This window comes from Pseudomonas sp. AC463, assembly GCF_979253585.1.
On the sequence record NZ_CEEDDZ010000006.1, the window covers coordinates 1 to 22939 of the forward strand.

Genomic DNA, 22939 nt, shown 5'->3' on the forward strand with positions numbered 1-22939 from the left:
TGTACCTGTGTGATTATCCCCTGGGAAGGCTTGGACGAGGTATGACCCGCGTCCAGGCCTCAAATGTGTAAACGATGTCCCCGGTTTCAGATGTAAACGATGTCTACGGTTCTACAGGTCACCGGGTGCAGATTGCGCACCGCGGTGACCGAGACGCGACTGAGGGACATCTAGCTTCTGCTGAGCATGATTACAGACGCATCGGCATAACAACGTAAGCCGAGTCGTCGTTGTCGGATTCCTGCACCAGGGCGCTGCTGTTGGAGTCGGACAGAATCAGGCGAACCTGTTCGGTAGTCATCACACCCAGCACGTCGAGCAAGTAGCTCACGTTGAAGCCGATTTCCAGCGAACCGCCGTTGTAGTCAACGCCCACTTCTTCTTCCGCTTCTTCCTGCTCCGGGTTATTGGCCTGAATTTTCAGCTGACCATTGGCCAGTTGCAGGCGAATGCCACGGTACTTCTCGTTGGACAGAATCGCGGTACGGCTGAACGCTTCACGCAGGGCCTGGCGGTCGCCGAGTACCAGCTTGTCGCCACCTTTAGGCAGCACGCGCTCGTAGTCCGGGAACTTGCCGTCGACCAGCTTGGAGGTGAAGGTGAATTCGCCGGTGGTCGCGCGGATGTGGTGTTGGCCCAATACGATGCTGACGTTGCCGTCCGGCTCGGTGAGCAGGCGCGCCAATTCAAGGATACCTTTGCGCGGCACGATCACCTGGTGGCGATCTGGCTGGCCGATATCGGCACGCATCGAGCACATGGCCAGACGGTGACCGTCAGTGGCCACGGCGCGGATGATGCCTTCCGATACTTCCAGCAACATACCGTTGAGGTAGTAGCGCACGTCCTGCTGGGCCATGGCGAAGCTGGTGCGCTCGATCAAACGACGCAGCTTGCTTTGCTCCAGGCTGCAGGTCAGCGAACCCGGACCTTCTTCAACCGTCGGGAAGTCATTGGCCGGCAAGGTCGACAAGGTGAAACGACTGCGACCAGCCTTGACCACCAGCTTCTGCTCATCGACCTTGATGTCGATCAGCGCGTCGTTGGGCAGGCTTTTGCAGATGTCCATCAGCTTGCGCGCCGGCACAGTGATCTCGCCCGGTTCTGCGGGCTCCTCCAGCTGCACACGACCAACCAGCTCGACTTCCAGGTCGGTACCGGTCAAAGACAATTGCTGGCCTTCGACAACCAGCAATACGTTGGAAAGCACCGGCAAGGTCTGTCGGCGCTCGACGACGCCTGCGACCAGTTGCAGGGGTTTCAACAGGGCTTCGCGTTGAATGGTGAAATGCATGGTCTAGTCCCTTGCCTTAATAAGCTGCGCTGGTGTCATCACGTAGTCAGTGTACGCAGCAGGTTCTTGTAGTCCTCGCGAATATCCGCGTCGGATTCCTTAAGTTCGTTGATCTTGCGGCACGCGTGCAACACGGTAGTGTGGTCGCGACCGCCAAACACATCACCGATTTCCGGCAGGCTGTGGTTGGTCAACTCCTTGGAGAGGGCCATGGCCACCTGACGCGGACGTGCCACCGAGCGCGAACGGCGCTTGGACAGCAGGTCGGAAATCTTGATCTTGTAGTACTCGGCCACGGTGCGCTGGATGTTATCCACACTCACCAGCTTGTCTTGCAGGGCCAGCAAGTCTTTCAGGGATTCGCGAATCAGCTCGATGGTGATGTCGCGGCCCATGAAGTGCGAGTGCGCGATGACCCGCTTGAGCGCGCCTTCCAGCTCACGCACGTTGGAACGAATGCGTTGTGCGATAAAGAAAGCGGCGTCGTGCGGCAGGTCGACTTTCGCCTGGTCGGCCTTCTTCATCAGGATCGCCACGCGGGTTTCCAGCTCCGGCGGCTCTACCGCAACCGTCAGGCCCCAGCCGAAGCGTGATTTCAGGCGTTCTTCGAGGCCTTCGATTTCCTTCGGGTAACGGTCACTGGTCAAGATGACCTGCTGGCCACCTTCGAGCAGGGCGTTGAAGGTATGGAAGAACTCTTCCTGGGAACGTTCCTTGCGCGCGAAGAATTGAATGTCATCGATCAGCAACGCATCAACCGAGCGGTAGAACCGCTTGAACTCGTTGATGGCGTTGAGCTGCAAGGCCTTGACCATGTCAGCGACGAAGCGCTCCGAGTGCAGGTAGACGACCTTGGCATTCGGGTTCTTCTTTAAGAGGTGGTTACCCACAGCGTGCATCAAGTGGGTCTTACCCAAACCAACGCCGCCGTAAAGGAAGAGCGGGTTGTAACCGTGCTTAGGGTTATCGGCTACCTGCCAGGCGGCCGCGCGGGCCAGCTGGTTGGATTTACCTTCGACGAAGTTCTCGAAGGTGAACGTGCGGTTCAGGTAGCTGGTGTGCTTGAGCGCGCCTTCAACCTGGACGGTGCGTTGCTCGGCGCGTACCGGCGCTTGTTGCGAGCTGGCGCCAGCCATCGGGTCGAAGCTGTCGCGGGATGGCTCTTCATTTATAGGCGCGTTTTTCTGCGACGCAGATTTCGAAGGGGCCTGGGCCGCCGGTGCCGGCGAGTTATTAACAGGTGCCGCCGTAGCCTGAGCCTGGGAGGCGCTCGCCGCCAGCGGTGCATTCGGCGCGGCACGCGGTGCCGAGCTGCGTTTGCTGCCTATTAACAAGGAAAGCACGGGCGCGATGCCGTTGCCGTGTTCATCGAGCAATTCGAGAACGCGGCTCAGGTACTTCTCGTTGACCCAGTCGAGAACGAAACGGTTAGGTGCATAGACACGCAACTCGTCGCCTTCGGCTTCGACCTGTAGCGGACGGATCCAGGTGTTGAATTGCTGGGCAGGCAGCTCATCGCGCAAAAGCTCCACGCACTGCTGCCAAAGTTCCACTGACACGGATATCCCCTAAGTTGAAAGCCGGTGAGGCAAAAACAGCCGCCATTGTAGCGGCCAGCCGTCCACTTATCCACATGTAGGTTGCGCACAGGGCACCCAAAATCAATGCGTTAAGCGTAAAAAAGTAGACCAATGGTCTGTGCATAAGCTCTGTGGATAAGCGTGCCTAAGCCCGTTGTACAAGTAGGGGGGAAAGTCTGTGGGTAACTGCCCTGTGGATAACAAGCCATTCCACACACAGGTTATCCGACAGCGCAGCACAGGGAGAGCACCGTTTTCCCCCGTAGTTGTCATTCTCTGTACAGCACGTGAAATATGGCCTCAAGGCACTTATCCACAGATGATGGCCTGCCTAGCTTTTATAAGCTTTACAGAAAAGCTTTAAATAACTTCCTTCTTTATTTTTATATCTATGACCGTCCCCATGAAAGCCGAGCGGATAGAAAAGGTCGCGTTGCCCATAAACATCTAATTAAAGGAAAAGCTGGTTGGAAATTGACCTAGAGGCTTGCTTTCTCTAGAATCGCCGGTCTCTTAAAACGGGGGCCATTCCGGCCCGTTGTGGACGAACCAGGTAACAACGCCATGAAACGTACTTTCCAACCAAGCACCATCAAACGCGCCCGTACTCACGGCTTCCGTGCTCGCATGGCTACCAAGAACGGCCGTGCTGTCCTGTCGCGTCGCCGCGCCAAAGGTCGTGCGCGTCTGGCAGTTTGATAATCCGGTACTGGTGGTGAGTCAGGACTTCAGTCGGGAAAAGCGTCTGCTAACCCCCCGGCACTTCAAGGCAGTCTTTGACTCCCCCACCGGCAAGGTTCCGGGGAAAAATCTCCTGCTCCTTGCGCGTAACAACGATCTGGATCACCCCCGTCTCGGGTTGGTGATCGGCAAGAAGAGCGTAAAGCTCTCCGTTGAGCGCAATCGCCTCAAGCGTCTGATGCGCGAATCGTTTCGCCTCCACCAGGACACTCTGGTCGGGTGGGATATTGTTATCGTCGCGCGCAAAGGCTTGGGGGATGTAGAAAACCCCGAATTGATTCAGCATTTCGGCAAGCTCTGGAAACGTCTGGCGCGTACCAACAAACCAGCACCAGCAGTCAGCACCGAAACTGTAGGGGTAGACAGTACCGATGCGTAAACTGGCCCTCGTTCCGATCCAGTTTTATCGCTATGCCATTAGTCCCCTGATGGCCAGCCACTGTCGTTTCTACCCCAGTTGTTCCTGCTACGCGTTAGAGGCCATAGAAAATCATGGTCTTCTGCGCGGTGGCTGGCTGACCTTTCGTCGTTTAGGTCGCTGTCATCCGTGGAATCCCGGTGGTTATGACCCGGTTCCACCTATCCCTACCTCCCGTTCTTCTTCGATGGCCGAGTAATCATGGATATTAAACGCACGATCCTGATCGTCGCCCTGGCAATCGTGTCCTACGTCATGGTCCTTAAGTGGAACCAGGACTATGGCCAGGCTGCCCTGCCGACTCAGAATGTTGCTACCAACCAGGCTGCGCCGGCTATTCCGGACACCCCGCTGGGTAACAATGCGTCCGCGAGTGCCGATGTTCCCAGCGCGAATGGCGAGACCGCCGCACCTTTAGAAACGCCAGTGGTCACCAATAAAGACCTCATCCACGTGAAAACGGATGTGCTCGACCTGGCTATCGACCCACAAGGTGGTGATATTGCGCAGCTCAAACTGCCGCTGTATCCACGTCGCCAAGACCATCCGGATGTGCCGTTCCAACTGTTCGATAACGGTGGTGAGCGTACTTATCTGGCGCAAAGCGGCCTGACCGGCACCAACGGTCCGGATGCACGTGCTACCGGTCGTCCGGTTTATTCGACCGAACAGAAGACTTATCAACTGGCTGACGGCCAGAACCAGTTGAACGTCGACCTGAAATTCAGCCTCGACGGCGTCAATTACATCAAGCGTTTCAGCTTCACTCGCGGTTTGTACGACTTGAAGGTCACGTACCTGATCGACAACACCAGCGAAAAACCGTGGAGCGGCAACCTGTTTGCCCAGCTCAAGCGTGATGGCAGCTCCGATCCGTCTTCGAGCACCGCTACCGGCACCGCGACTTACCTGGGCGCCGCCCTGTGGACAACTAGCGAGCCGTACAAAAAAGTGTCGATGAAAGATATCGACAAGGGCGCGCTGAAAGAAACCGTTCAAGGTGGTTGGGTAGCCTGGCTGCAACACTACTTTGTAACCGCGTGGATCCCGAACAAGGGCGAAGCGAACCTGGTGCAAACCCGCAAGGATAGCCAGGGCAACTACATCATTGGCTTTACTGGCCCGGCGTTGACCGTCGCGCCAGGTGCCAAGGCTGAAACCAGCGCTACCCTCTACGCCGGCCCGAAAAGCCAGGCTGTACTGAAAGAGTTGTCCCCAGGTCTGGAACTGACTGTGGACTACGGCATTCTGTGGTTCATTGCCCAGCCGATTTTCTGGCTGCTGCAACATATCCACAGCATTGTGGGTAACTGGGGCTTCTCGATCATCTTCCTGACCATGCTGATCAAAGGGATTTTCTTCCCTCTGTCGGCTGCCAGCTACAAGTCGATGGCCCGCATGCGCGCCGTTGCACCGAAACTGGCTGCTCTGAAAGAGCAACATGGCGACGACCGGCAGAAAATGTCGCAGGCCATGATGGAGCTGTACAAGAAAGAGAAGATCAACCCGTTGGGTGGTTGCTTGCCGATTCTGGTACAGATGCCGGTATTCCTGTCGCTGTACTGGGTACTCCTGGAAAGCGTGGAAATGCGCCAGGCGCCGTTCATGCTGTGGATAACTGACCTGTCGATCAAAGACCCGTTCTTTATCCTGCCGATCATCATGGGCGCGACCATGTTTATCCAGCAGCGCCTGAACCCGACTCCGCCGGATCCGATGCAGGCCAAAGTGATGAAAATGATGCCAATCATTTTCACCTTCTTCTTCCTGTGGTTCCCAGCCGGTCTGGTGCTGTACTGGGTGGTCAACAACGTGTTGTCGATCTCTCAACAGTGGTACATCACACGTAAAATCGAAGCGGCTACCGCAAAAGCCGCGGCGTAATTTACTCTGTGGGTAACCACTCAAGACGCCCCCTAGTGGGGCGTTTTGCTTTCCGTCACTTTTGTTCTGGAACCTGTTGATGAGTGCTCCTCGTGAAACCATCGCTGCTGTCGCTACCGCTCAGGGTCGCGGCGGTGTCGGTATCGTTCGTATTTCCGGGCCGCTCGCCGGCAAGGCTGCCCAGGCCATCAGCGGCCGTGAATTGAAGCCGCGTTACGCCCATTACGGGCCGTTCCTGGACGCAGACAACAGCGTGTTGGACGAAGGTCTGGCGCTGTACTTTCCGGGGCCGAATTCGTTCACCGGTGAAGACGTGCTGGAGCTGCAGGGCCACGGCGGCCCTGTGGTGCTGGATATGTTGCTGCAGCGTTGCCTGCAATTGGGCTGCCGCCTGGCCCGGCCGGGGGAGTTCAGTGAACGTGCATTTCTCAACGACAAGCTCGACCTGGCCCAGGCTGAAGCTATTGCCGACTTGATCGAAGCCAGTTCTGCACAGGCTGCGCGCAATGCGTTGCGCTCTTTGCAGGGTGCGTTTTCCCTGCGTGTGCATAACTTGACCGAGCAGCTGATCAGCCTGCGTATCTATGTGGAAGCGGCGATTGATTTCCCGGAGGAGGAAATCGACTTCCTTGCCGATGGCCACGTACTGGCGATGCTGGATAAAGTCCGCGATGAGTTATCCACAGTGCTGCGTGAAGCCGGGCAGGGCGCTTTGCTGCGCGATGGCATGACGGTGGTGATTGCCGGGCGGCCCAATGCCGGAAAATCCAGCCTGCTCAATGCCCTGGCGGGTCGCGAAGCGGCCATCGTCACCGAAATTGCCGGCACCACCCGGGACATTCTGCGTGAACATATCCACATCGACGGCATGCCGTTGCACGTAGTCGACACCGCCGGTCTGCGCGACACCGACGACCAAGTGGAAAAGATCGGCGTGGAACGCGCGCTCAAGGCCATCGGCGAAGCCGACCGTGTGCTGCTGGTGGTCGATGCCACGGCGCCTGAGGCTGTGGATCCCTTTGCGCTATGGCCGGAATTCCTTGAACAACGGCCGGACCCGGCCAAAGTCACCTTGATCCGAAACAAAGCCGACCTCACCGGCGAAGCCATTGCCATGCTAACCAGCGAGGATGGCCATGTGACGATCAGCCTGAGTGCCAAATCGGCTGGGGATGGCCTGGAATTGCTGCGCGACCACCTCAAGGCCTGCATGGGCTACGAGCAGACCTCGGAAAGCAGCTTCAGTGCTCGCCGCAGGCACCTGGAGGCGCTGCGTCATGCCAGCGCGGCCCTGGAGCACGGGCGGACACAGCTGACCTTGGCGGGCGCCGGGGAGCTGCTGGCCGAAGATTTGCGTCAGGCGCAGCAGCTGTTGGGGGAAATCACCGGGGCGTTCAGCTCCGATGATTTGCTGGGCAGGATCTTTTCCAGCTTCTGCATTGGCAAGTAAGCGAGTTATCCACAAGCGCTTACCAGTTGTAAGACACCGTACCGAGCAAGGTACGGCTGTCACCCCAGTAGCAGCGCCCCGCATCGTTGCAACCAGACACGTATTCCTTGTCGAACAGGTTCTTGGCATTCAGATCCACTGACCAGTTTTTGTCCAGCTGGTAGCCAATCGCTGCATCCACCAAGGTGACACTTCCGGCGTCCAGCTTCCCGTACAGCGTCGGCGCGGTGTAGGAAAAGGTGCTGTCGAAGTAACGCACGCCACCGCCCAGGGACAAGCCCTTGAGCTGGCCATCGAGGAAGCGGTATTTGCCCCACACCGAGGCCTGGTTGCGCGGAACACCAGTCATTTGGCGTCCCTCGACCCGCGACGTGGCCGAATCCTTGGTAATCCGAGCGTCGGTGTAGGTGTAGGCCGCAGTGACGTTCAGGTTAGGCGTCAGGTTGCTGTTGATTTCAGCTTCCACACCTTTGGAACGGCTTTCACCGACCTGGCGATAGCTGTTGGTGGTGGCGTCAAGGTAGGTGTCGTCCTCTTTGCGCAGGTCATACACAGAGAGTGTCATCGCCGTGTCCCAGCCGATCGGCTCGTACTTCACGCCCACTTCATACTGGCTGCTGGTGATCGGCTTGAGCGGCGCGCCGGAGTTGGAAATCTGCTGCACCGGGACAAACGCGGTGGAATAGCTGACATACGGCGTGAGGCCGTTGTCGAATTGATACATCACACCGCCCTGGTAGGTGAACTTGCGATCCTCGGAGCGGGTGTTGCTGGCTTGTTTCACCTTGTCGCGGAAATCACTGTCGACCCAGTCCTGACGGCCACCGAGCAGGAACAGCCAGTGGTCGTACTTGCTCTGCAGCTGTGCATAAACGCCTTTCATCTGTTGTTCGAGCAAGGTGTTTTGCACGGCGACCGGTGTGAGCGGATCACGCAGGTACACCGGGTTATACACATTGATGGTGCCAGCAAAACCGGCGTCCCAATCCTGGTTGAACGAGGTGCGGTCGTAACTGGCACCGAATAGCACAGTGTTTTCCAGGCCACCAACCTGGAATTTTCCTTCAATCTGGTTATCCAGGGAGTACACCATCGACTTGTTGTAGCGATCGTAGGCAGTCATGTTCAGTTGCGTGCCGAAGCCGCCGTTATTCAGCTCGCTCGGCCAGGTTTCATGGCGATCGATGCGTGATTGCATATAGCGCGAGTTTTGTCGGAACTGCCAATCGTCATTGAAGCTGTGGTTGAACTCGTAGCCGGTACTCCAGGCTTCGCGTTCGAAGGTGTTCCAATCCGGATCGCCGAGCATGGTGTGCCTGGAGAGCTTTCCATTTGGATTTGTAAGCAGAGTGCCGGCCGCCGGTAGGCCGAGTTCAAGGTTGGTGTGGTCCTTCTGGTAGTTGGCCAACAGCGTCAGGGTGTTGTAATCATCGAAATTCAGCGTCAAGGAGGGGGCGATATAGAGGCGATCGTCCGGTACGTGGTCCGTCTGGGTATCTGACTTGCGCCCCAACATCACCACGCGGCCAAGGATGTTGTCGTTGTCATTAAGCGGGCCGGAGATATCCACACCCACCTGGCGCCGGTTGTTCGAACCATAACCCAACTGCACCTCGCCTTGTGGAGTCGCTGTGGGGTGTTTGCTGACCAGGTTTACCAAGCCGCCCGGAGCGTTTTCGCCGTATAGCAGGGAAGACGGACCACGGAATATCTCGACGCGCTCCAGGCCATACGGCTCACTGGTGGTGTCATACCGGTTGCCCTGTACGCGTAGGCCATCACGCAGCAGACCGTAGCCATAGTCGGTGGCGTTGAAACCGCGAATGAAGAACAGGTCACCGGCCAGGCTATCGCCGGCAGCGAAGGGCGGGGCGAAAATCCCCGGCACATAACCCAACACCTCGGTCAGGGTCTGAGACTTCTGATCCTTGATCCGTTGGCCGGTGACCACGGACACCGAGCGCGGTGTTTCCGACAGCGGTGTGCTGGTCTTGGTACCGATGCGGCTGTTTTGCGCCTTGTAGCCCACATCCCCGGCAATGTCCTGATTGAAACCGCCCTGTTGATAAGTGCTGATCGTAGTCGGCGCCAGGGTTAGCTCGCCGGTCGGTGCCGCCTGCAACACATAACTGCCGGGCGCCTGGGCAGTGGCCTGCAACCCTGAGTTTTGCAGCAGCAGCGCGAAGCCTTGCTCTACCGAGTAGTCCCCGTCCAGCCCTGGGGTGTTCAACCGTGCGGTTTGCTGGGGTGAAAACGACAGAATCACATTGGCCCGGGCTGCAAATTGGCTCAACGCCCGGTCCAGCGGGCCAGGTCCAATGACGAAGTGTGCGGCCATCACATGGGGCGAAATCAATGCACCGGCGGCGCTTGCGAGCAAGAGGCCGAAGGTCATGCCGTGGCAAGAGAGTCGTTGGCGAAGCTGGGTAGGAAGGCGCATAGGTGGGTAAGCCCTGAAGGTAGCGTCGTAATTACCTGTAGGGCCGCGCCAGGTAGAAAAAAGATAACCCCCCTGTGGATTATTTTTCCGATCAACCCGTGTGCTTCACCGATACCCAATAACGCGTGAAGTATTTCACCTGGATCGGCAGCGTCGCTTGCAGGTTGGCCAGCACCGCATCAGTGGCATCCAGGCGCAAAGTCCCGGAAACCCGCAATCGCGCGGCGGCCAGATCACACTGCAGGACACCTGGTCGATAGCGGGCGAGTTCGTCGATGACATCGCCAAGCCGGGCATCCAGCACGATCAGTTGCCCGTCGACCCAGGCCGCCTGCGCACCGCCATAGGTGTGGTTGGGTCCGACATTGGCGCGATCAAAGTCAGCACTTTCGCCCGCGCCGAGCAGCCGGCCGCGAGCGGGTTGATCGGCGGGCGACAGCTCTACCCGATCCTCCAGAACGCCGACCCGCGTGGAGTCCGACAATTGGCGCACGGTAAAGCGCGTGCCCAATGCCTGGATCCGGCCCTCGCGGGTTTCGACATAGAAGGGCGTTTGCCCACCGAACTTGCCGGTGTGGATAAGTACTTCACCTTCGCGCAGGCGGATCAGACGCTGGTGCCCATCGAACACCACATCAATGGCAGTGTTGGTATTGAGATCAACCCGTGTGCCATCTGCCAACTCGATACGTCGGCGTTTACCCACAGGGGTGCGATAGTCGGCCCAGATGTTGGCCAAAGGCGTCTGTTGCTGAACATTCCACCCCAGGTAGCCGGTGCTGCCGAGTACCAGCATCCACTTGAGTACCTGGCGACGTTGTTGCGTGGTCGACAACGCGCGCCGGGTGAAATCCTGAGGCAGCGCACCCAGGCTGCGTTGCATTTGCTCCATCTGGTTCCATGCCGCCTCATGGGACGGATCGCCATTGAGCCATTGCTGCCAGGCGCGGCGCTCGGCCGGTGTAGGGGCCTGGGATTGAAACTGCACGTACCAGGTGGCGGCCGCCTCGAAGGTCTTGCGATCAGGCGCCGTCATTACAGGCTGGCCATTATTAGCGAGCATTCGGTCAGGGCGCGGATCATGTGCTTCTTCACCGTGGTCAGCGATACCTGCAGTTGGTCGGCGATCTGTTGATAAGTCAGGCCGTCGATCTGCGAAAGCATGAAAATCCGCCGCGCGCGTTCCCCAAGGCTGGACAGGGCTTTATCCACAGCCACCAGGGTTTCGATGATGATCGCCTTGTCTTCTTCACTGATGGCCGTGGCTTCGGGCCGCTCGGCCAGCGTTTGCTTGTAGGCCTGTTCAATCGCGTGCCGACGATAGCGGTCAATCACCAACCCCCTGGCGATGGTCGCCAGGTAGTCCCGTGGCTCCAGGATCTGCGCCGCATGCCGCCCGCCTAGGATGCGCACAAACGTATCGTGCGCTACATCGGCCGCATCGCAGGCGTTATGCAATTTACCTTTGAGCCACCCGTGCAGCCACGAATGGTGCTGTTCGTAGATGTGCTGTACCGCAGTCGTGTGAGAAGGAGGGGACATAGGGCATGACAAGGCAGGTTAATGATAATCGCTATTATTAACTGCGCTGTCGTTTTCCCACAATAGGGCTCTCTTTGCCGTGTTCTCCACCGAGGCCATCGATATCGGTGGCTTGGTCGTGGGCGAAAAACGCCTTTTCTGTGGATTAAGCCCTGTGAATAACCGCCCCTGTGCCCAGTTGATAACAGGGCTTGAAACCTGAGTAAAAACCCCTCTGTGGATAAGCACCTGTTTAATCCACAGGCTTAGAGCACTTATCCAAGGGCCTCATTGGCACATGACCACAGACTTTTGAATCGCTGTACACAACGTAAATAAAGGCCTGTAGAGATCTATCCACAGAAATCATGCTCAGTAGAAATAAACATAAAAACAAAGATTTAATAAATTTCTTTCTTTTTAATTTCTATTGTTCGTGATTCATCCACAGCTGGTTAAATTTTGTGCAAAGGGTTCTTTAGGAAGGGCTAAGTCCCTATACTTGCCGCCAAAGCTCTAAAACTCATTCAACAAACAATTCCTGATTACCTACATAAGCAGGCACGAGGTGCGTGGTGGATTTCCCTTCCCGTTTTGAAGTGATCGTCATCGGCGGCGGTCATGCCGGTACCGAGGCAGCACTGGCGTCAGCACGCATGGGCGTAAAAACCCTGTTGCTCACGCACAACGTGGAAACCCTCGGTGCAATGAGTTGCAACCCTGCCATTGGCGGGATCGGCAAGAGCCATCTGGTCAAGGAAATCGATGCCCTTGGTGGCGTCATGGCCACGGCCACCGACAAAGGTGGTATTCAATTTCGCGTGCTCAACAGCCGCAAAGGCCCAGCCGTGCGAGCTACCCGGGCACAAGCGGACCGCATCCTGTACAAGGCGGCGGTACGCGAAACCCTGGAAAACCAGCCGAACCTGTGGATATTTCAACAGGCAGCCGATGACCTGATTGTCGAACAGGACGTGGTGAAGGGCGTTGTCACACAAATGGGCCTGCGTTTCTTCGCAGAATCCGTGGTGTTGACCACCGGTACGTTCCTCGGCGGACTTATCCACATTGGCATGCAGAATTATTCCGGCGGCCGCGCTGGTGATCCACCATCGATTGCCCTGGCAAAACGGCTGCGTGAATTGCCGCTGCGCGTCGGTCGCCTGAAAACCGGGACCCCGCCGCGTATCGACGGGCGTTCTGTGGATTTCTCGGTGATGACCGAGCAAGCCGGTGATACGCCGATCCCAGTGATGTCGTTCATGGGCAACAAAGAACAGCACCCGAAACAGGTCAGTTGCTGGATTACCCACACGAACGCTCGCACCCACGAAATCATTGCCGCGAACCTCGACCGTTCGCCGATGTATTCCGGGGTAATCGAAGGCATCGGCCCGCGTTATTGCCCGTCGATCGAAGACAAGATCCACCGCTTTGCCGACAAGGAAAGCCACCAGGTCTTTATCGAACCCGAAGGCTTGACCACCCACGAGCTGTACCCGAACGGGATTTCCACTTCCCTGCCGTTCGACGTGCAAATCCAGATCGTGCAATCGATCCGTGGCATGGAAAACGCCCATATCGTGCGTCCTGGCTACGCCATCGAGTACGACTACTTCGACCCGCGTGACTTGAAATACAGCCTCGAAACCAAGGTGATCGGCGGTCTGTTCTTCGCCGGGCAAATCAACGGCACCACCGGTTACGAAGAAGCCGGCGCCCAAGGTCTGCTGGCCGGGACCAACGCCGCACTGCGCGCGCAGGGCAAAGACAGCTGGTGCCCGCGTCGCGACGAGGCGTACATCGGCGTGTTGGTTGACGACCTGATTACCCTCGGCACCCAGGAACCGTACCGGATGTTCACCTCCCGGGCCGAATACCGCCTGATCCTGCGTGAAGACAACGCCGACCTGCGCCTGACAGAAAAAGGTCGTGAGCTGGGCCTGGTCGATGACGCGCGCTGGGAAGCGTTCTGCAAAAAACGCGAAAGCATCACCCTCGAAGAACAACGCTTGAAAAGTACCTGGGTTCGCCCGGGCACCGAGCAGGGCGACGCGATTGCCGAAAAATTCGGCACGCCGCTGACCCACGAGTACAACCTGCTGAACCTGCTCTCCCGTCCGGAAATCGACTACGCTGGTCTGGTTGAAGTGACAGGCCAGGGCGCAGAAGACCCACAGGTGGCCGAACAGGTCGAGATCAAGACCAAGTACGCCGGTTACATTGACCGTCAACAGGACGAGATCGCTCGCCTGCGCGCCAGTGAAAACACCAAGTTGCCTGTGGATATCGACTACACCGGGATTTCCGGGTTGTCGAAAGAAATTCAAAGCAAGCTGGGGATAACTCGCCCTGAAACCCTGGGCCAGGCTTCACGTATCCCCGGTGTCACCCCGGCAGCCATTTCGCTGTTGATGATTCATTTGAAAAAACGCGGCGCGGGCCGTCAGTTGGAGCAAAGCGCTTGAGTTCGTTGGTCACCTCGCAACACGCCGAAGAGTTATCCACAGGTGCGCGCCAATTGGGCGTGGACCTGACCGAAGCCCAGCACGAATTGCTGCTGGGTTATCTGGCCCTGTTGATCAAATGGAACAAGGCTTACAACCTCACTGCAGTGCGCGACCCCAATGAAATGGTCTCGCGTCACTTGCTCGACAGCCTGAGCGTGATGCCGTTTATCGAAAACGGTCGTTGGCTCGACGTGGGCAGTGGTGGCGGCATGCCTGGCATTCCATTAGCGATCCTGTTTCCAGAGTCGCAAGTGACGTGCCTGGACAGCAACGGCAAGAAAACCCGCTTCCTGACTCAGGTAAAACTCGAACTCAAGCTGGATAACCTGCAAGTTATCCACAGTCGCGTCGAAGCCTTCACGCCTGAACAGCCTTTCAACGGAATTGTTTCCCGGGCGTTCAGCAGCATGGAGAACTTCAGCACCTGGACCCGCCATCTCGGCGACCGCGACACCCGCTGGCTGGCAATGAAGGGCGTTCATCCAAGCGACGAGCTGTTAGCATTGCCGGCAGACTTCCACCTCGATAGCGAACACGCCTTGGCCGTACCCGGTTGCCAAGGCCAACGCCATCTGCTGATACTGCGCCGCACGGCATGATTGGGAACACAAGCAAGAATGGCTAAGGTATTCGCGATAGCGAACCAGAAAGGTGGCGTGGGTAAAACCACCACCTGCATCAACCTCGCAGCATCCCTGGTCGCGACCAAGCGCCGGGTGCTGTTGATCGACCTCGATCCACAGGGCAACGCCACTATGGGTAGCGGTGTGGATAAACACGGCCTGGAAAACTCGGTCTACGACTTGCTGATCGGCGAGTGCGACCTGGCCCAGGCCATGCACTTCTCCGAGCACGGTGGTTATCAACTGCTGCCGGCCAACCGCGATTTGACCGCGGCGGAAGTGGTGCTGCTGGAAATGCAGATGAAAGAAAGCCGTCTGCGCAGCGCCCTGGCGCCGATCCGCGAGAATTACGACTACATTTTGATCGACTGCCCGCCGTCGCTGTCGATGCTTACGCTGAACGCATTGGTGGCCGCCGACGGGGTAATTATCCCCATGCAGTGCGAGTACTTCGCACTGGAAGGCTTGAGCGACCTTGTGGATAACATCAAGCGTATCGCCGAGTTGCTCAACCCGAACCTGCAGATCGAAGGCCTGTTGCGGACCATGTATGACCCGCGCCTGAGCCTGATGAATGACGTCTCGGCGCAGCTCAAGGAGCACTTCGGCGACCAGCTCTACGACACCGTGATCCCGCGCAACATCCGCCTGGCCGAAGCGCCAAGCTACGGGATGCCCGCGTTGGCTTACGACAAATCGTCGCGTGGCGCCATTGCCTACCTGGCGCTGGCCGGCGAGATGGTTCGCCGTCAACGCCGCAACTCACGCACCGCTGCAGCCCAGCCAACTTAAGGAATCCCCATGGCCGTCAAGAAACGAGGTCTAGGACGTGGACTGGATGCACTGTTGAGTGGTCCGACCGTCACATCGCTTGAAGAACAAGCGGTGCAGGCCGACGAGCGCGAGCTGCAGCACCTGCCCCTCGATCTGATCCAGCGCGGCAAATACCAGCCGCGCCGGGACATGGACCCCCAGGCGCTGGAAGAACTGGCCAACTCGATCAAGGCCCAGGGCGTGATGCAGCCGATCGTGGTGCGCCCGATCGGCGGCGGTCGTTTTGAAATCATCGCCGGCGAACGCCGCTGGCGTGCCAGCCAGCAGGCCGGTAAAGACACCATCCCGGCGATGGTGCGCGATGTGCCGGATGAAACCGCCATCGCCATGGCATTGATCGAAAACATCCAGCGCGAAGACCTCAATCCCATCGAGGAAGCCATTGCCCTGCAGCGCTTGCAGCAGGAGTTCAAGCTGACCCAGCAGGAAGTGGCCGATGCGGTGGGTAAATCCCGCGTGACGGTTTCCAACCTGCTGCGCCTGATCGCGCTGCCGGAAGTGATCAAGACCATGTTGTCCCATGGTGATCTGGAGATGGGCCACGCCCGGGCTTTGCTCGGTTTGCCGGAAAATCAACAGGTTGAAGGGGCGCGACACGTTGTCGCACGAGGGCTCACCGTTCGTCAGACCGAGGCCCTGGTTCGCCAGTGGCTCAGCGGCAAACCTGCACCGGTCGAAACGACCAAACCTGATCCGGATATTGCCCGTCTCGAGCAGCGGCTGGCCGAGCGCCTGGGCTCTGCGGTGCAAATCCGCCATGGAAAGAAAGGCAAAGGCCAATTGGTCATCGGATATAACTCTCTCGATGAGCTTCAGGGCGTCCTTGCCCACATCCGCTGAAACATTTGCTTATGTAGCGCGTGATCGGAAATCACTACCCGGCAGTTGAATAGGGGCAGAACCGCCCCTATACTCTGCGCGCATTTTGTCGGCACAAATTATGCCAAGTTATTGATTTCCGGCAGCCGACCATTGAGGAGCAAGAGTGATGGAAACCCGCACGCCAAACACGTTGCCGTTCCATCGCTTGGCCGTTTTTCCGGTTTTATTGGCTCAATTTGTCATTTTGCTGATCGCCGCATTGGCGCTTTGGTATTGGCATGGAGTCGTAGCCGGATATTCAGGACTCTGCGGAGGCCTGATAGCCTTGCTGCCCAATATGTATTTTGCTCACAGGGCCTTTCGGTTTTCCGGCGCCCGAGCAGCCCAGGCTATCGTCCGGTCATTTTATGCTGGCGAAGCAGGGAAACTGATTTTGACGGCAGTGCTGTTTGCACTGACCTTTGCAGGTGTGAAGCCATTGGCGCCGCTGGCTGTATTCGGCGTCTTCGTGTTGACCCAACTGGTCAGCTGGTTCGCTCCCCTGCTAATGAAAACAAGACTTTCGAAACCTTAGGGCGTTTGAGGCAACCATGGCAGAAACAACCGCTTCGGGCTATATCCAGCACCACTTGCAGAACCTGACCTTCGGTCAGCTTCCCAACGGCGGCTGGGGCTTTGCCCACTCCGCAGCAGAAGCCAAAGAAATGGGCTTCTGGGCTTTCCACCTGGATACTCTGGGCTGGTCGGTCGCACTGGGTCTGATCTTCGTCCTGATTTTCCGCATGGCGGCAAAAAAGGCGACTTCCGGTCAACCAGGTGCCTTGCAGAACTTCGTTGAAGTACTGGTCGAATTCGTCGATGGCAGCGTGAAAGACAGCTTCCATGGCCGTAGCCTGGTGATTGCACCGCTGGCACTGACCATCTTCGTCTGGGTGTTCCTGATGAACGCCGTCGACCTGGTACCGGTCGACTGGATTCCTCAGCTGGCCATCCTGATCACTGGCGATGCGCACATTCCGTTCCGTGCCGTATCGACTACCGATCCTAACGCCACCCTGGGCATGGCCCTGTCGGTGTTTGCGTTGATCATTTTCTACAGCATCAAGGTCAAGGGCATCGGCGGCTTCATCGGCGAACTCACCCTGCACCCGTTCGGCAGCAAGAACATCTTCGTTCAAGCCCTGCTGATCCCGGTGAACTTCCTGCTGGAATTCGTCACCCTGATCGCCAAGCCGATTTCCCTGGCTCTGCGACTGTTCGGCAACATGTATGCCGGCGAACTGGTGTTCATTCTGATTGCTGTGATGTTCGGCAGCGGTCTGCTCTGGCTTAGCGGCCTGGGCGTGGTTCTGCAGTGGGCGTGGGCTGTGTTCCACATCCTGATCATCACCCTGCAGGCCTTTATCTTCATGATGCTGACCATCGTCTACCTGTCGATGGCACACGAAGAGAACCATTAAGACCAGTCTCGACTAGTCTGATGTCCTTCCCGGTGAAACGGGAAGGTGGCCCTCGCGGGCTATGAAACGATTTGTTTTACCGCTTTAAAATCTAAAAAACCTAAACCATACGACGTAAAAGTCGGGAGGAAAGATGGAAACTGTAGTTGGTCTAACCGCTATCGCTGTTGCACTGTTGATCGGCCTGGGCGCCCTGGGTACTGCCATTGGTTTCGGCCTGCTGGGCGGCAAGTTCCTGGAAGGCGCAGCGCGTCAGCCAGAAATGGTTCCAATGCTGCAAGTTAAAATGTTCATCGTCGCCGGCCTGCTCGACGCCGTGACCATGATCGGCGTTGGTATCGCTCTGTTCTTCACCTTCGCGAACCCCTTCGTTGGTCAACTCGCTGGCTAATCACTCGAATTTTCGAGTGATTGGGGTGATGGACAACGAATGAGCGAGGTGTTGGCGTGAACATTAATGCAACCCTGATTGGCCAATCCGTTGCGTTCTTCATTTTTGTAGTGTTTTGCATGAAGTTCGTGTGGCCTCCGGTCATCGCGGCTTTGCACGAACGTCAGAAGAAGATCGCGGATGGTTTGGACGCTGCCAGCCGTGCAGCTCGCGACCTGGAGTTGGCCCAAGAGAAAGTGGGTCATCAACTGCGTGAAGCTAAAGCACAGGCAGCTGAAATCATTGAGCAAGCCAAGAAACGCGGTAACCAGATCGTCGAAGAGGCTGTTGATAAAGCCCGCGTCGAAGCTGACCGTGTGAAGGCTTCGGCTCATGCCGAGATCGAACAGGAACTGAACGGCGTCAAAGACGCGCTGCGTGCCCAACTGGGTGCTCTGGCGGTCGGCGGTGCTGAGAAGATCCTCGGTGCCACAATCGATCAAAACGCGCACGCGGAGCTGGTTAATAAACTGGCTGCTGAAATTTAAGCGAGGGCGATCATGGCAGAACTGACCACGTTGGCCCGACCTTACGCTAAGGCAGCCTTCGAGCACGCCCAGGCCCACCAGCAACTGGCCTCTTGGTCAGCCATGCTCGGCCTGGCTGCAGCAGTGTCGCAAGACGACACCATGCAGCGCGTGCTCAAGGCCCCGCGCCTGACGAGCGCAGACAAGGCCGCCACTTTTATTGAAGTGTGCGGCGACAAGTTCGATGTGAAAGTGCAGAACTTCATCCACGTCGTTGCCGAAAACGACCGTCTCCCGCTGTTGCCGGAGATTGCCGCTCTGTTCGACCTGTACAAGGCCGAAGAAGAGAAGTCGGTAGACGTTGAAGTGACCAGTGCTTTTGCATTGAACCAAGAACAGCAAGACAAACTCGCCAAGGTTCTCAGTGCACGACTCAATCGGGAAGTGCGCCTGCAAGCTTCGGAGGACGCATCCCTGATTGGTGGTGTTGTTATCCGTGCCGGCGACCTGGTTATCGATGGCTCGATTCGCGGCAAAATCGCGAAACTTGCCGAAGCATTGAAATCTTGAGTTTGAAGGGGCAGCAGAGCAATGCAGCAACTCAATCCTTCCGAAATAAGTGAAATTATCAAGGGCCGCATCGACAAGCTCGATGTGACCTCCCAAGCCCGTAACGAAGGCACTGTCGTCAGCGTATCTGACGGCATCGTGCGGATTCACGGTCTGGCCGACGTAATGTACGGCGAGATGATCGAGTTTCCGGGCGGCGTCTACGGTATGGCCCTCAACCTGGAGCAAGACTCCGTAGGTGCCGTTGTATTGGGCTCCTACCAGTCTCTTGCCGAAGGCATGAGCGCCAAGTGCACAGGCCGCATCCTGGAAGTTCCGGTTGGTAAGGAACTGCTGGGTCGCGTAGTCGACGCACTGGGTAACCCTGTTGACGGTAAAGGTCCACTGGGCAACACCGAGACCGACGCGGTCGAGAAAGTTGCTCCAGGCGTGATCTGGCGTAAGTCGGTAGACCAGCCTGTACAGACTGGCTACAAGGCTGTCGATGCCATGATCCCGGTCGGCCGTGGCCAGCGTGAGCTGATCATCGGTGACCGTCAGATCGGTAAAACCGCTCTGGCGATCGACGCGATCATCAACCAGAAGAACAGCGGCATTTTCTGCGTCTATGTAGCGATCGGTCAGAAGCAATCGACCATCGCCAACGTGGTTCGCAAGCTGGAAGAAAACGGCGCCCTGGCCAACACGATCATCGTGGCTGCCAGTGCTTCGGAATCTCCTGCGCTGCAATTCCTGGCACCGTACTCCGGTTGCACCATGGGTGAATTCTTCCGCGACCGCGGTGAAGACGCGCTGATCGTTTATGACGATCTGTCCAAGCAAGCAGTGGCTTACCGCCAGATTTCCCTGCTGCTGCGCCGTCCACCAGGCCGTGAAGCCTACCCAGGCGACGTGTTCTATCTCCACTCCCGTCTGCTGGAGCGCGCATCCCGCGTTTCGGAAGAGTACGTAGAGAAGTTCACCAACGGCGCAGTGACCGGCAAAACCGGTTCCCTGACCGCACTGCCGATCATCGAAACCCAGGCTGGCGACGTTTCCGCGTTCGTTCCGACCAACGTGATTTCCATCACCGACGGTCAGATCTTCCTGGAATCGGCCATGTTCAACTCGGGCATCCGCCCTGCAGTGAACGCCGGTGTTTCGGTATCCCGTGTGGGTGGTGCCGCTCAGACCAAGATCATCAAGAAGCTCTCCGGTGGTATCCGTACCGCTCTGGCTCAGTACCGTGAACTGGCGGCATTCGCCCAGTTCGCTTCTGACCTGGACGAAGCGACCCGTAAGCAACTTGAGCATGGTCAGCGCGTTACCGAGCTGATGAAGCAGAAGCAATACGCCCCAATGTCGATCGCTGACATGGCGTTGTCGCTGTATGCCGCTGAGCGTGGGTTCCTGACCGACGTTGAAATCGCCAAGGTCGGCAGCTTTGAACAAGCGCTGATTGCTTACTTCAACCGCGATCACGCCGAATTGATGGCGAAGATCAACGTGAAGGGTGACTTCAATGACGATATCGACGCTGGCATGAAAGCCGGTATCGAGAAGTTCAAGGCCACCCAAACCTGGTAAGCCGCAGCGGGAGCCGCAAGGCTCCCGCTTGCTAACCTGATAGGTGTTACATGGCAGGCGCAAAAGAGATTCGCAGTAAGATTGCGAGCATCAAAAGCACGCAAAAAATTACCAGCGCCATGGAAAAAGTGGCGGTGAGCAAAATGCGCAAGGCACAAATGCGCATGGCTGCCAGCCGTCCTTATGCGGAGCGTATCCGCCAGGTAATTGGGCATCTGGCCAACGCCAACCCGGAATACCGCCACCCGTTCATGATCGAGCGCGCCGTCAAGCGTGTAGGTTATGTGGTAGTGAGCAGTGACCGTGGTTTGTGCGGTGGTTTGAATACCAACCTGTTCAAGGCCCTGGTCAAGGACATGGCGGTAAACCGCGAAAACGGCGTCGAGATCGATCTGTGTGTTGTTGGTAGCAAGGGTGCGGCCTTTTTCCGCAACTTCGGCGGTAACGTCGTTGCAGCTATCAGCCACCTGGGTGAAGAGCCGTCGATCAATGATTTGATCGGCAGTGTGAAGGTGATGCTGGATGCATACCTGGAAGGCCGGATTGACCGCCTCTCCGTGGTATCCAACAAGTTCATCAACACCATGACCCAGCAGCCAACCGTGGAGCAATTGATTCCACTGGTGGCGACTCCGGATCAGGAACTCAAGCACCACTGGGACTACCTCTACGAACCAGACGCCAAAGAGCTGCTTGACGGCTTGATGGTGCGCTACGTGGAGTCGCAGGTGTACCAGGCGGTGGTCGAGAACAACGCAGCTGAACAAGCGGCGCGGATGATCGCGATGAAAAACGCTACCGATAACGCCGGTGATCTGATCAGCGATTTGCAGCTGATCTACAACAAGGCGCGTCAGGCTGCGATCACCCAAGAGATCTCGGAAATCGTCGGCGGCGCTGCCGCGGTTTAACGGTTCAAATATTCAGAGGATCCAGCTATGAGTAGCGGACGTATCGTTCAAATCATCGGCGCCGTTATCGACGTGGAATTCCCACGCGACAGCGTACCGAGCATCTACAACGCGCTGAAAGTACAAGGCGCGGACACTACTCTGGAAGTTCAGCAGCAGCTGGGCGACGGCGTAGTGCGTACCATTGCGATGGGTTCCACCGAAGGCTTGAAGCGCGGTCTGGACGTTATCGACTCTGGCGCAGCCATCTCCGTACCGGTCGGTAAAGCGACCCTGGGCCGGATCATGGACGTATTGGGTAACCCAATCGACGAAGCTGGCCCGATCGACACCGAAGAGCGCTGGGGCATTCACCGTCCAGCACCTTCGTTCGCCGAACAAGCGGGCGGCAACGACCTGCTGGAAACCGGCATCAAGGTTATCGACCTGGTTTGCCCGTTCGCCAAGGGCGGTAAAGTCGGTCTGTTCGGTGGTGCCGGTGTAGGCAAAACCGTAAACATGATGGAACTGATCCGTAACATCGCCATCGAGCACAGCGGTTATTCCGTGTTCGCCGGTGTGGGTGAGCGTACCCGTGAGGGTAACGACTTCTACCACGAGATGAAGGACTCCAACGTTCTGGACAAAGTGGCACTGGTTTACGGTCAGATGAACGAGCCGCCGGGTAACCGTCTGCGCGTAGCACTGACCGGCCTGACCATGGCCGAGAAGTTCCGTGACGAAGGTAACGACGTTCTGCTGTTCGTCGACAACATCTACCGTTACACCCTGGCCGGTACTGAAGTATCCGCACTGCTGGGCCGTATGCCTTCGGCAGTAGGTTACCAGCCGACCCTGGCTGAAGAGATGGGCGTTCTGCAAGAACGTATCACTTCGACCAAGGAAGGTTCGATCACTTCGATCCAAGCGGTATACGTACCTGCGGATGACTTGACCGACCCGTCGCCAGCGACCACCTTCGCCCACTTGGACGCCACCGTCGTTCTGTCCCGTGACATCGCTTCCCTGGGTATCTACCCAGCGGTCGATCCACTCGACTCGACTTCGCGCCAGCTGGACCCGAACGTGATCGGCCAGGAGCACTACGACACCGCTCGCGGCGTTCAGTACGTGCTGCAGCGTTACAAAGAGCTGAAGGACATCATTGCGATCCTGGGTATGGACGAGCTGTCGGAAGCCGACAAGCAGTTGGTAAACCGTGCTCGTAAGATCCAGCGCTTCTTGTCGCAGCCGTTCTTCGTGGCTGAAGTCTTCACCGGTGCCTCGGGTAAATACGTTTCCCTGAAAGACACCATTGCTGGCTTCAAAGGCATCCTCAACGGTGACTACGACCACCTGCCAGAACAAGCGTTCTACATGGTCGGCGGCATCGAAGAAGCGATCGAGAAAGCCAAGAAACTGTAATCCAAGCGCCCGGA

The 22939-nt window shown here is 57.4% G+C and carries 22 protein-coding genes; 17 read left to right on the plus strand and 5 right to left on the minus strand.

What is annotated here, in order from left to right; genetic code table 11:
* Positions 1–190: 190 nt before the first annotated feature.
* On the minus strand, positions 191–1294 hold the full coding sequence (gene dnaN, locus AC0IYH_RS08765) for a DNA polymerase III subunit beta (RefSeq protein WP_003233598.1): 1104 nt from the start codon (positions 1292–1294) through the stop codon (positions 191–193).
* A gap of 38 nt (positions 1295–1332) precedes the next feature.
* The gene (gene dnaA, locus AC0IYH_RS08770; RefSeq protein ID WP_116627109.1) at positions 1333–2853 is read right to left on the minus strand and encodes a chromosomal replication initiator protein DnaA; all 1521 of its coding nucleotides are present in this window, start codon (positions 2851–2853) and stop codon (positions 1333–1335) included.
* Positions 2854–3438: 585 nt separating this feature from the next.
* Here dnaA and rpmH point away from each other — a divergent pair.
* From rpmH to mnmE, 5 genes are all read left to right on the plus strand, one after another.
* A complete protein-coding gene (rpmH, locus tag AC0IYH_RS08775; protein WP_003213577.1) occupies positions 3439–3573 on the plus strand; it encodes a 50S ribosomal protein L34 in 135 nt (44 codons plus the stop codon).
* Positions 3574–3589: 16 nt separating this feature from the next.
* A complete protein-coding gene (gene rnpA, locus AC0IYH_RS08780) occupies positions 3590–3994 on the plus strand; it encodes a ribonuclease P protein component (RefSeq protein ID WP_053128141.1) in 405 nt (134 codons plus the stop codon).
* Positions 3987–4232, plus strand: coding sequence for a membrane protein insertion efficiency factor YidD (gene yidD / locus AC0IYH_RS08785; protein WP_010207715.1), 246 nt, complete (start codon positions 3987–3989; stop codon positions 4230–4232). Before rnpA ends, yidD begins: the two co-directional genes overlap by 8 nt.
* Before the next feature lie 2 nt (positions 4233–4234).
* Positions 4235–5917, plus strand: a complete 1683-nt coding sequence (gene yidC, locus AC0IYH_RS08790) for a membrane protein insertase YidC (protein WP_116627108.1) — start codon at positions 4235–4237, stop codon at positions 5915–5917.
* 79 nt (positions 5918–5996) lie between these two features.
* Complete coding sequence (gene mnmE / locus AC0IYH_RS08795; protein ID WP_471833897.1) at positions 5997–7367, plus strand: tRNA uridine-5-carboxymethylaminomethyl(34) synthesis GTPase MnmE; 1371 nt, start codon at positions 5997–5999, stop codon at positions 7365–7367.
* 19 nt (positions 7368–7386) lie between these two features.
* On the opposite strand, the gene AC0IYH_RS08800 is transcribed toward mnmE, so the two are convergent.
* The 3 genes from AC0IYH_RS08800 to AC0IYH_RS08810 all read right to left on the minus strand — a co-directional run bounded on the left by AC0IYH_RS08800 (position 7387) and on the right by AC0IYH_RS08810 (position 11349).
* Positions 7387–9807 carry a TonB-dependent siderophore receptor gene (locus tag AC0IYH_RS08800; protein WP_471833899.1) on the minus strand — a complete coding sequence of 807 codons (2421 nt, stop codon included), beginning with the start codon at positions 9805–9807 and terminating at the stop codon, positions 7387–7389.
* 91 nt (positions 9808–9898) lie between these two features.
* Positions 9899–10843 carry a FecR domain-containing protein gene (locus AC0IYH_RS08805; protein ID WP_471833901.1) on the minus strand — a complete coding sequence of 315 codons (945 nt, stop codon included), beginning with the start codon at positions 10841–10843 and terminating at the stop codon, positions 9899–9901.
* Positions 10843–11349 carry a sigma-70 family RNA polymerase sigma factor gene (locus tag AC0IYH_RS08810; protein ID WP_122774445.1) on the minus strand — a complete coding sequence of 169 codons (507 nt, stop codon included), beginning with the start codon at positions 11347–11349 and terminating at the stop codon, positions 10843–10845. Before AC0IYH_RS08810 ends, AC0IYH_RS08805 begins: the two co-directional genes overlap by 1 nt.
* Before the next feature lie 554 nt (positions 11350–11903).
* Between AC0IYH_RS08810 and mnmG the strand changes: the two genes are divergently transcribed.
* From mnmG to atpD, 12 genes are all read left to right on the plus strand, one after another.
* Positions 11904–13796, plus strand: a complete 1893-nt coding sequence (gene mnmG / locus AC0IYH_RS08815) for a tRNA uridine-5-carboxymethylaminomethyl(34) synthesis enzyme MnmG (RefSeq protein WP_116627204.1) — start codon at positions 11904–11906, stop codon at positions 13794–13796.
* A complete protein-coding gene (rsmG, locus tag AC0IYH_RS08820) occupies positions 13793–14437 on the plus strand; it encodes a 16S rRNA (guanine(527)-N(7))-methyltransferase RsmG (RefSeq protein WP_116627103.1) in 645 nt (214 codons plus the stop codon). Before mnmG ends, rsmG begins: the two co-directional genes overlap by 4 nt.
* Before the next feature lie 18 nt (positions 14438–14455).
* Complete coding sequence (locus AC0IYH_RS08825; RefSeq protein WP_003213559.1) at positions 14456–15253, plus strand: ParA family protein; 798 nt, start codon at positions 14456–14458, stop codon at positions 15251–15253.
* A gap of 9 nt (positions 15254–15262) precedes the next feature.
* Positions 15263–16135 (plus strand): ParB/RepB/Spo0J family partition protein, encoded by an 873-nt coding sequence (locus AC0IYH_RS08830; protein WP_122774448.1) that lies wholly within the window; start codon positions 15263–15265, stop codon positions 16133–16135.
* Between the two features lie 148 nt (positions 16136–16283).
* Positions 16284–16691 carry a F0F1 ATP synthase subunit I gene (locus AC0IYH_RS08835; protein ID WP_010565865.1) on the plus strand — a complete coding sequence of 136 codons (408 nt, stop codon included), beginning with the start codon at positions 16284–16286 and terminating at the stop codon, positions 16689–16691.
* Between the two features lie 16 nt (positions 16692–16707).
* On the plus strand, positions 16708–17577 hold the full coding sequence (atpB, locus tag AC0IYH_RS08840) for a F0F1 ATP synthase subunit A (RefSeq protein ID WP_471833905.1): 870 nt from the start codon (positions 16708–16710) through the stop codon (positions 17575–17577).
* Between the two features lie 133 nt (positions 17578–17710).
* Positions 17711–17968, plus strand: coding sequence for a F0F1 ATP synthase subunit C (atpE, locus tag AC0IYH_RS08845; RefSeq protein WP_002555987.1), 258 nt, complete (start codon positions 17711–17713; stop codon positions 17966–17968).
* A 56-nt stretch (positions 17969–18024) separates the two neighbouring features.
* Entirely contained in the window at positions 18025–18495 is a 471-nt protein-coding gene (locus AC0IYH_RS08850; protein ID WP_101265018.1) for a F0F1 ATP synthase subunit B, read from the plus strand.
* Between the two features lie 12 nt (positions 18496–18507).
* Positions 18508–19044, plus strand: a complete 537-nt coding sequence (locus AC0IYH_RS08855; protein WP_017135121.1) for a F0F1 ATP synthase subunit delta — start codon at positions 18508–18510, stop codon at positions 19042–19044.
* A 21-nt stretch (positions 19045–19065) separates the two neighbouring features.
* Positions 19066–20610, plus strand: coding sequence for a F0F1 ATP synthase subunit alpha (gene atpA / locus AC0IYH_RS08860; protein ID WP_101273699.1), 1545 nt, complete (start codon positions 19066–19068; stop codon positions 20608–20610).
* Between the two features lie 50 nt (positions 20611–20660).
* Positions 20661–21521 (plus strand): F0F1 ATP synthase subunit gamma, encoded by an 861-nt coding sequence (gene atpG / locus AC0IYH_RS08865; RefSeq protein WP_003195829.1) that lies wholly within the window; start codon positions 20661–20663, stop codon positions 21519–21521.
* Between the two features lie 27 nt (positions 21522–21548).
* Positions 21549–22925, plus strand: a complete 1377-nt coding sequence (gene atpD, locus AC0IYH_RS08870) for a F0F1 ATP synthase subunit beta (protein WP_057725772.1) — start codon at positions 21549–21551, stop codon at positions 22923–22925.
* The last annotated feature ends 14 nt before the right edge of the window (positions 22926–22939 follow it).

Coding starts and splice junctions, on each gene's coding strand:
- dnaN (WP_003233598.1), bottom strand. CDS start 1,294: ATGCATTTCACCATTCAACGCGAAGCCCTGTTGAAACCCCTGCAACTG.
- rpmH (WP_003213577.1), top strand. CDS start 3,439: ATGAAACGTACTTTCCAACCAAGCACCATCAAACGCGCCCGTACTCAC.
- yidD (WP_010207715.1), top strand. CDS start 3,987: ATGCGTAAACTGGCCCTCGTTCCGATCCAGTTTTATCGCTATGCCATT.
- yidC (WP_116627108.1), top strand. CDS start 4,235: ATGGATATTAAACGCACGATCCTGATCGTCGCCCTGGCAATCGTGTCC.
- mnmE (WP_471833897.1), top strand. CDS start 5,997: ATGAGTGCTCCTCGTGAAACCATCGCTGCTGTCGCTACCGCTCAGGGT.
- AC0IYH_RS08800 (WP_471833899.1), bottom strand. CDS start 9,807: ATGCGCCTTCCTACCCAGCTTCGCCAACGACTCTCTTGCCACGGCATG.
- AC0IYH_RS08805 (WP_471833901.1), bottom strand. CDS start 10,843: ATGACGGCGCCTGATCGCAAGACCTTCGAGGCGGCCGCCACCTGGTAC.
- AC0IYH_RS08810 (WP_122774445.1), bottom strand. CDS start 11,349: ATGTCCCCTCCTTCTCACACGACTGCGGTACAGCACATCTACGAACAG.
- AC0IYH_RS08825 (WP_003213559.1), top strand. CDS start 14,456: ATGGCTAAGGTATTCGCGATAGCGAACCAGAAAGGTGGCGTGGGTAAA.
- AC0IYH_RS08830 (WP_122774448.1), top strand. CDS start 15,263: ATGGCCGTCAAGAAACGAGGTCTAGGACGTGGACTGGATGCACTGTTG.
- AC0IYH_RS08835 (WP_010565865.1), top strand. CDS start 16,284: ATGGAAACCCGCACGCCAAACACGTTGCCGTTCCATCGCTTGGCCGTT.
- atpB (WP_471833905.1), top strand. CDS start 16,708: ATGGCAGAAACAACCGCTTCGGGCTATATCCAGCACCACTTGCAGAAC.
- atpE (WP_002555987.1), top strand. CDS start 17,711: ATGGAAACTGTAGTTGGTCTAACCGCTATCGCTGTTGCACTGTTGATC.
- AC0IYH_RS08855 (WP_017135121.1), top strand. CDS start 18,508: ATGGCAGAACTGACCACGTTGGCCCGACCTTACGCTAAGGCAGCCTTC.
- atpA (WP_101273699.1), top strand. CDS start 19,066: ATGCAGCAACTCAATCCTTCCGAAATAAGTGAAATTATCAAGGGCCGC.
- atpG (WP_003195829.1), top strand. CDS start 20,661: ATGGCAGGCGCAAAAGAGATTCGCAGTAAGATTGCGAGCATCAAAAGC.
- atpD (WP_057725772.1), top strand. CDS start 21,549: ATGAGTAGCGGACGTATCGTTCAAATCATCGGCGCCGTTATCGACGTG.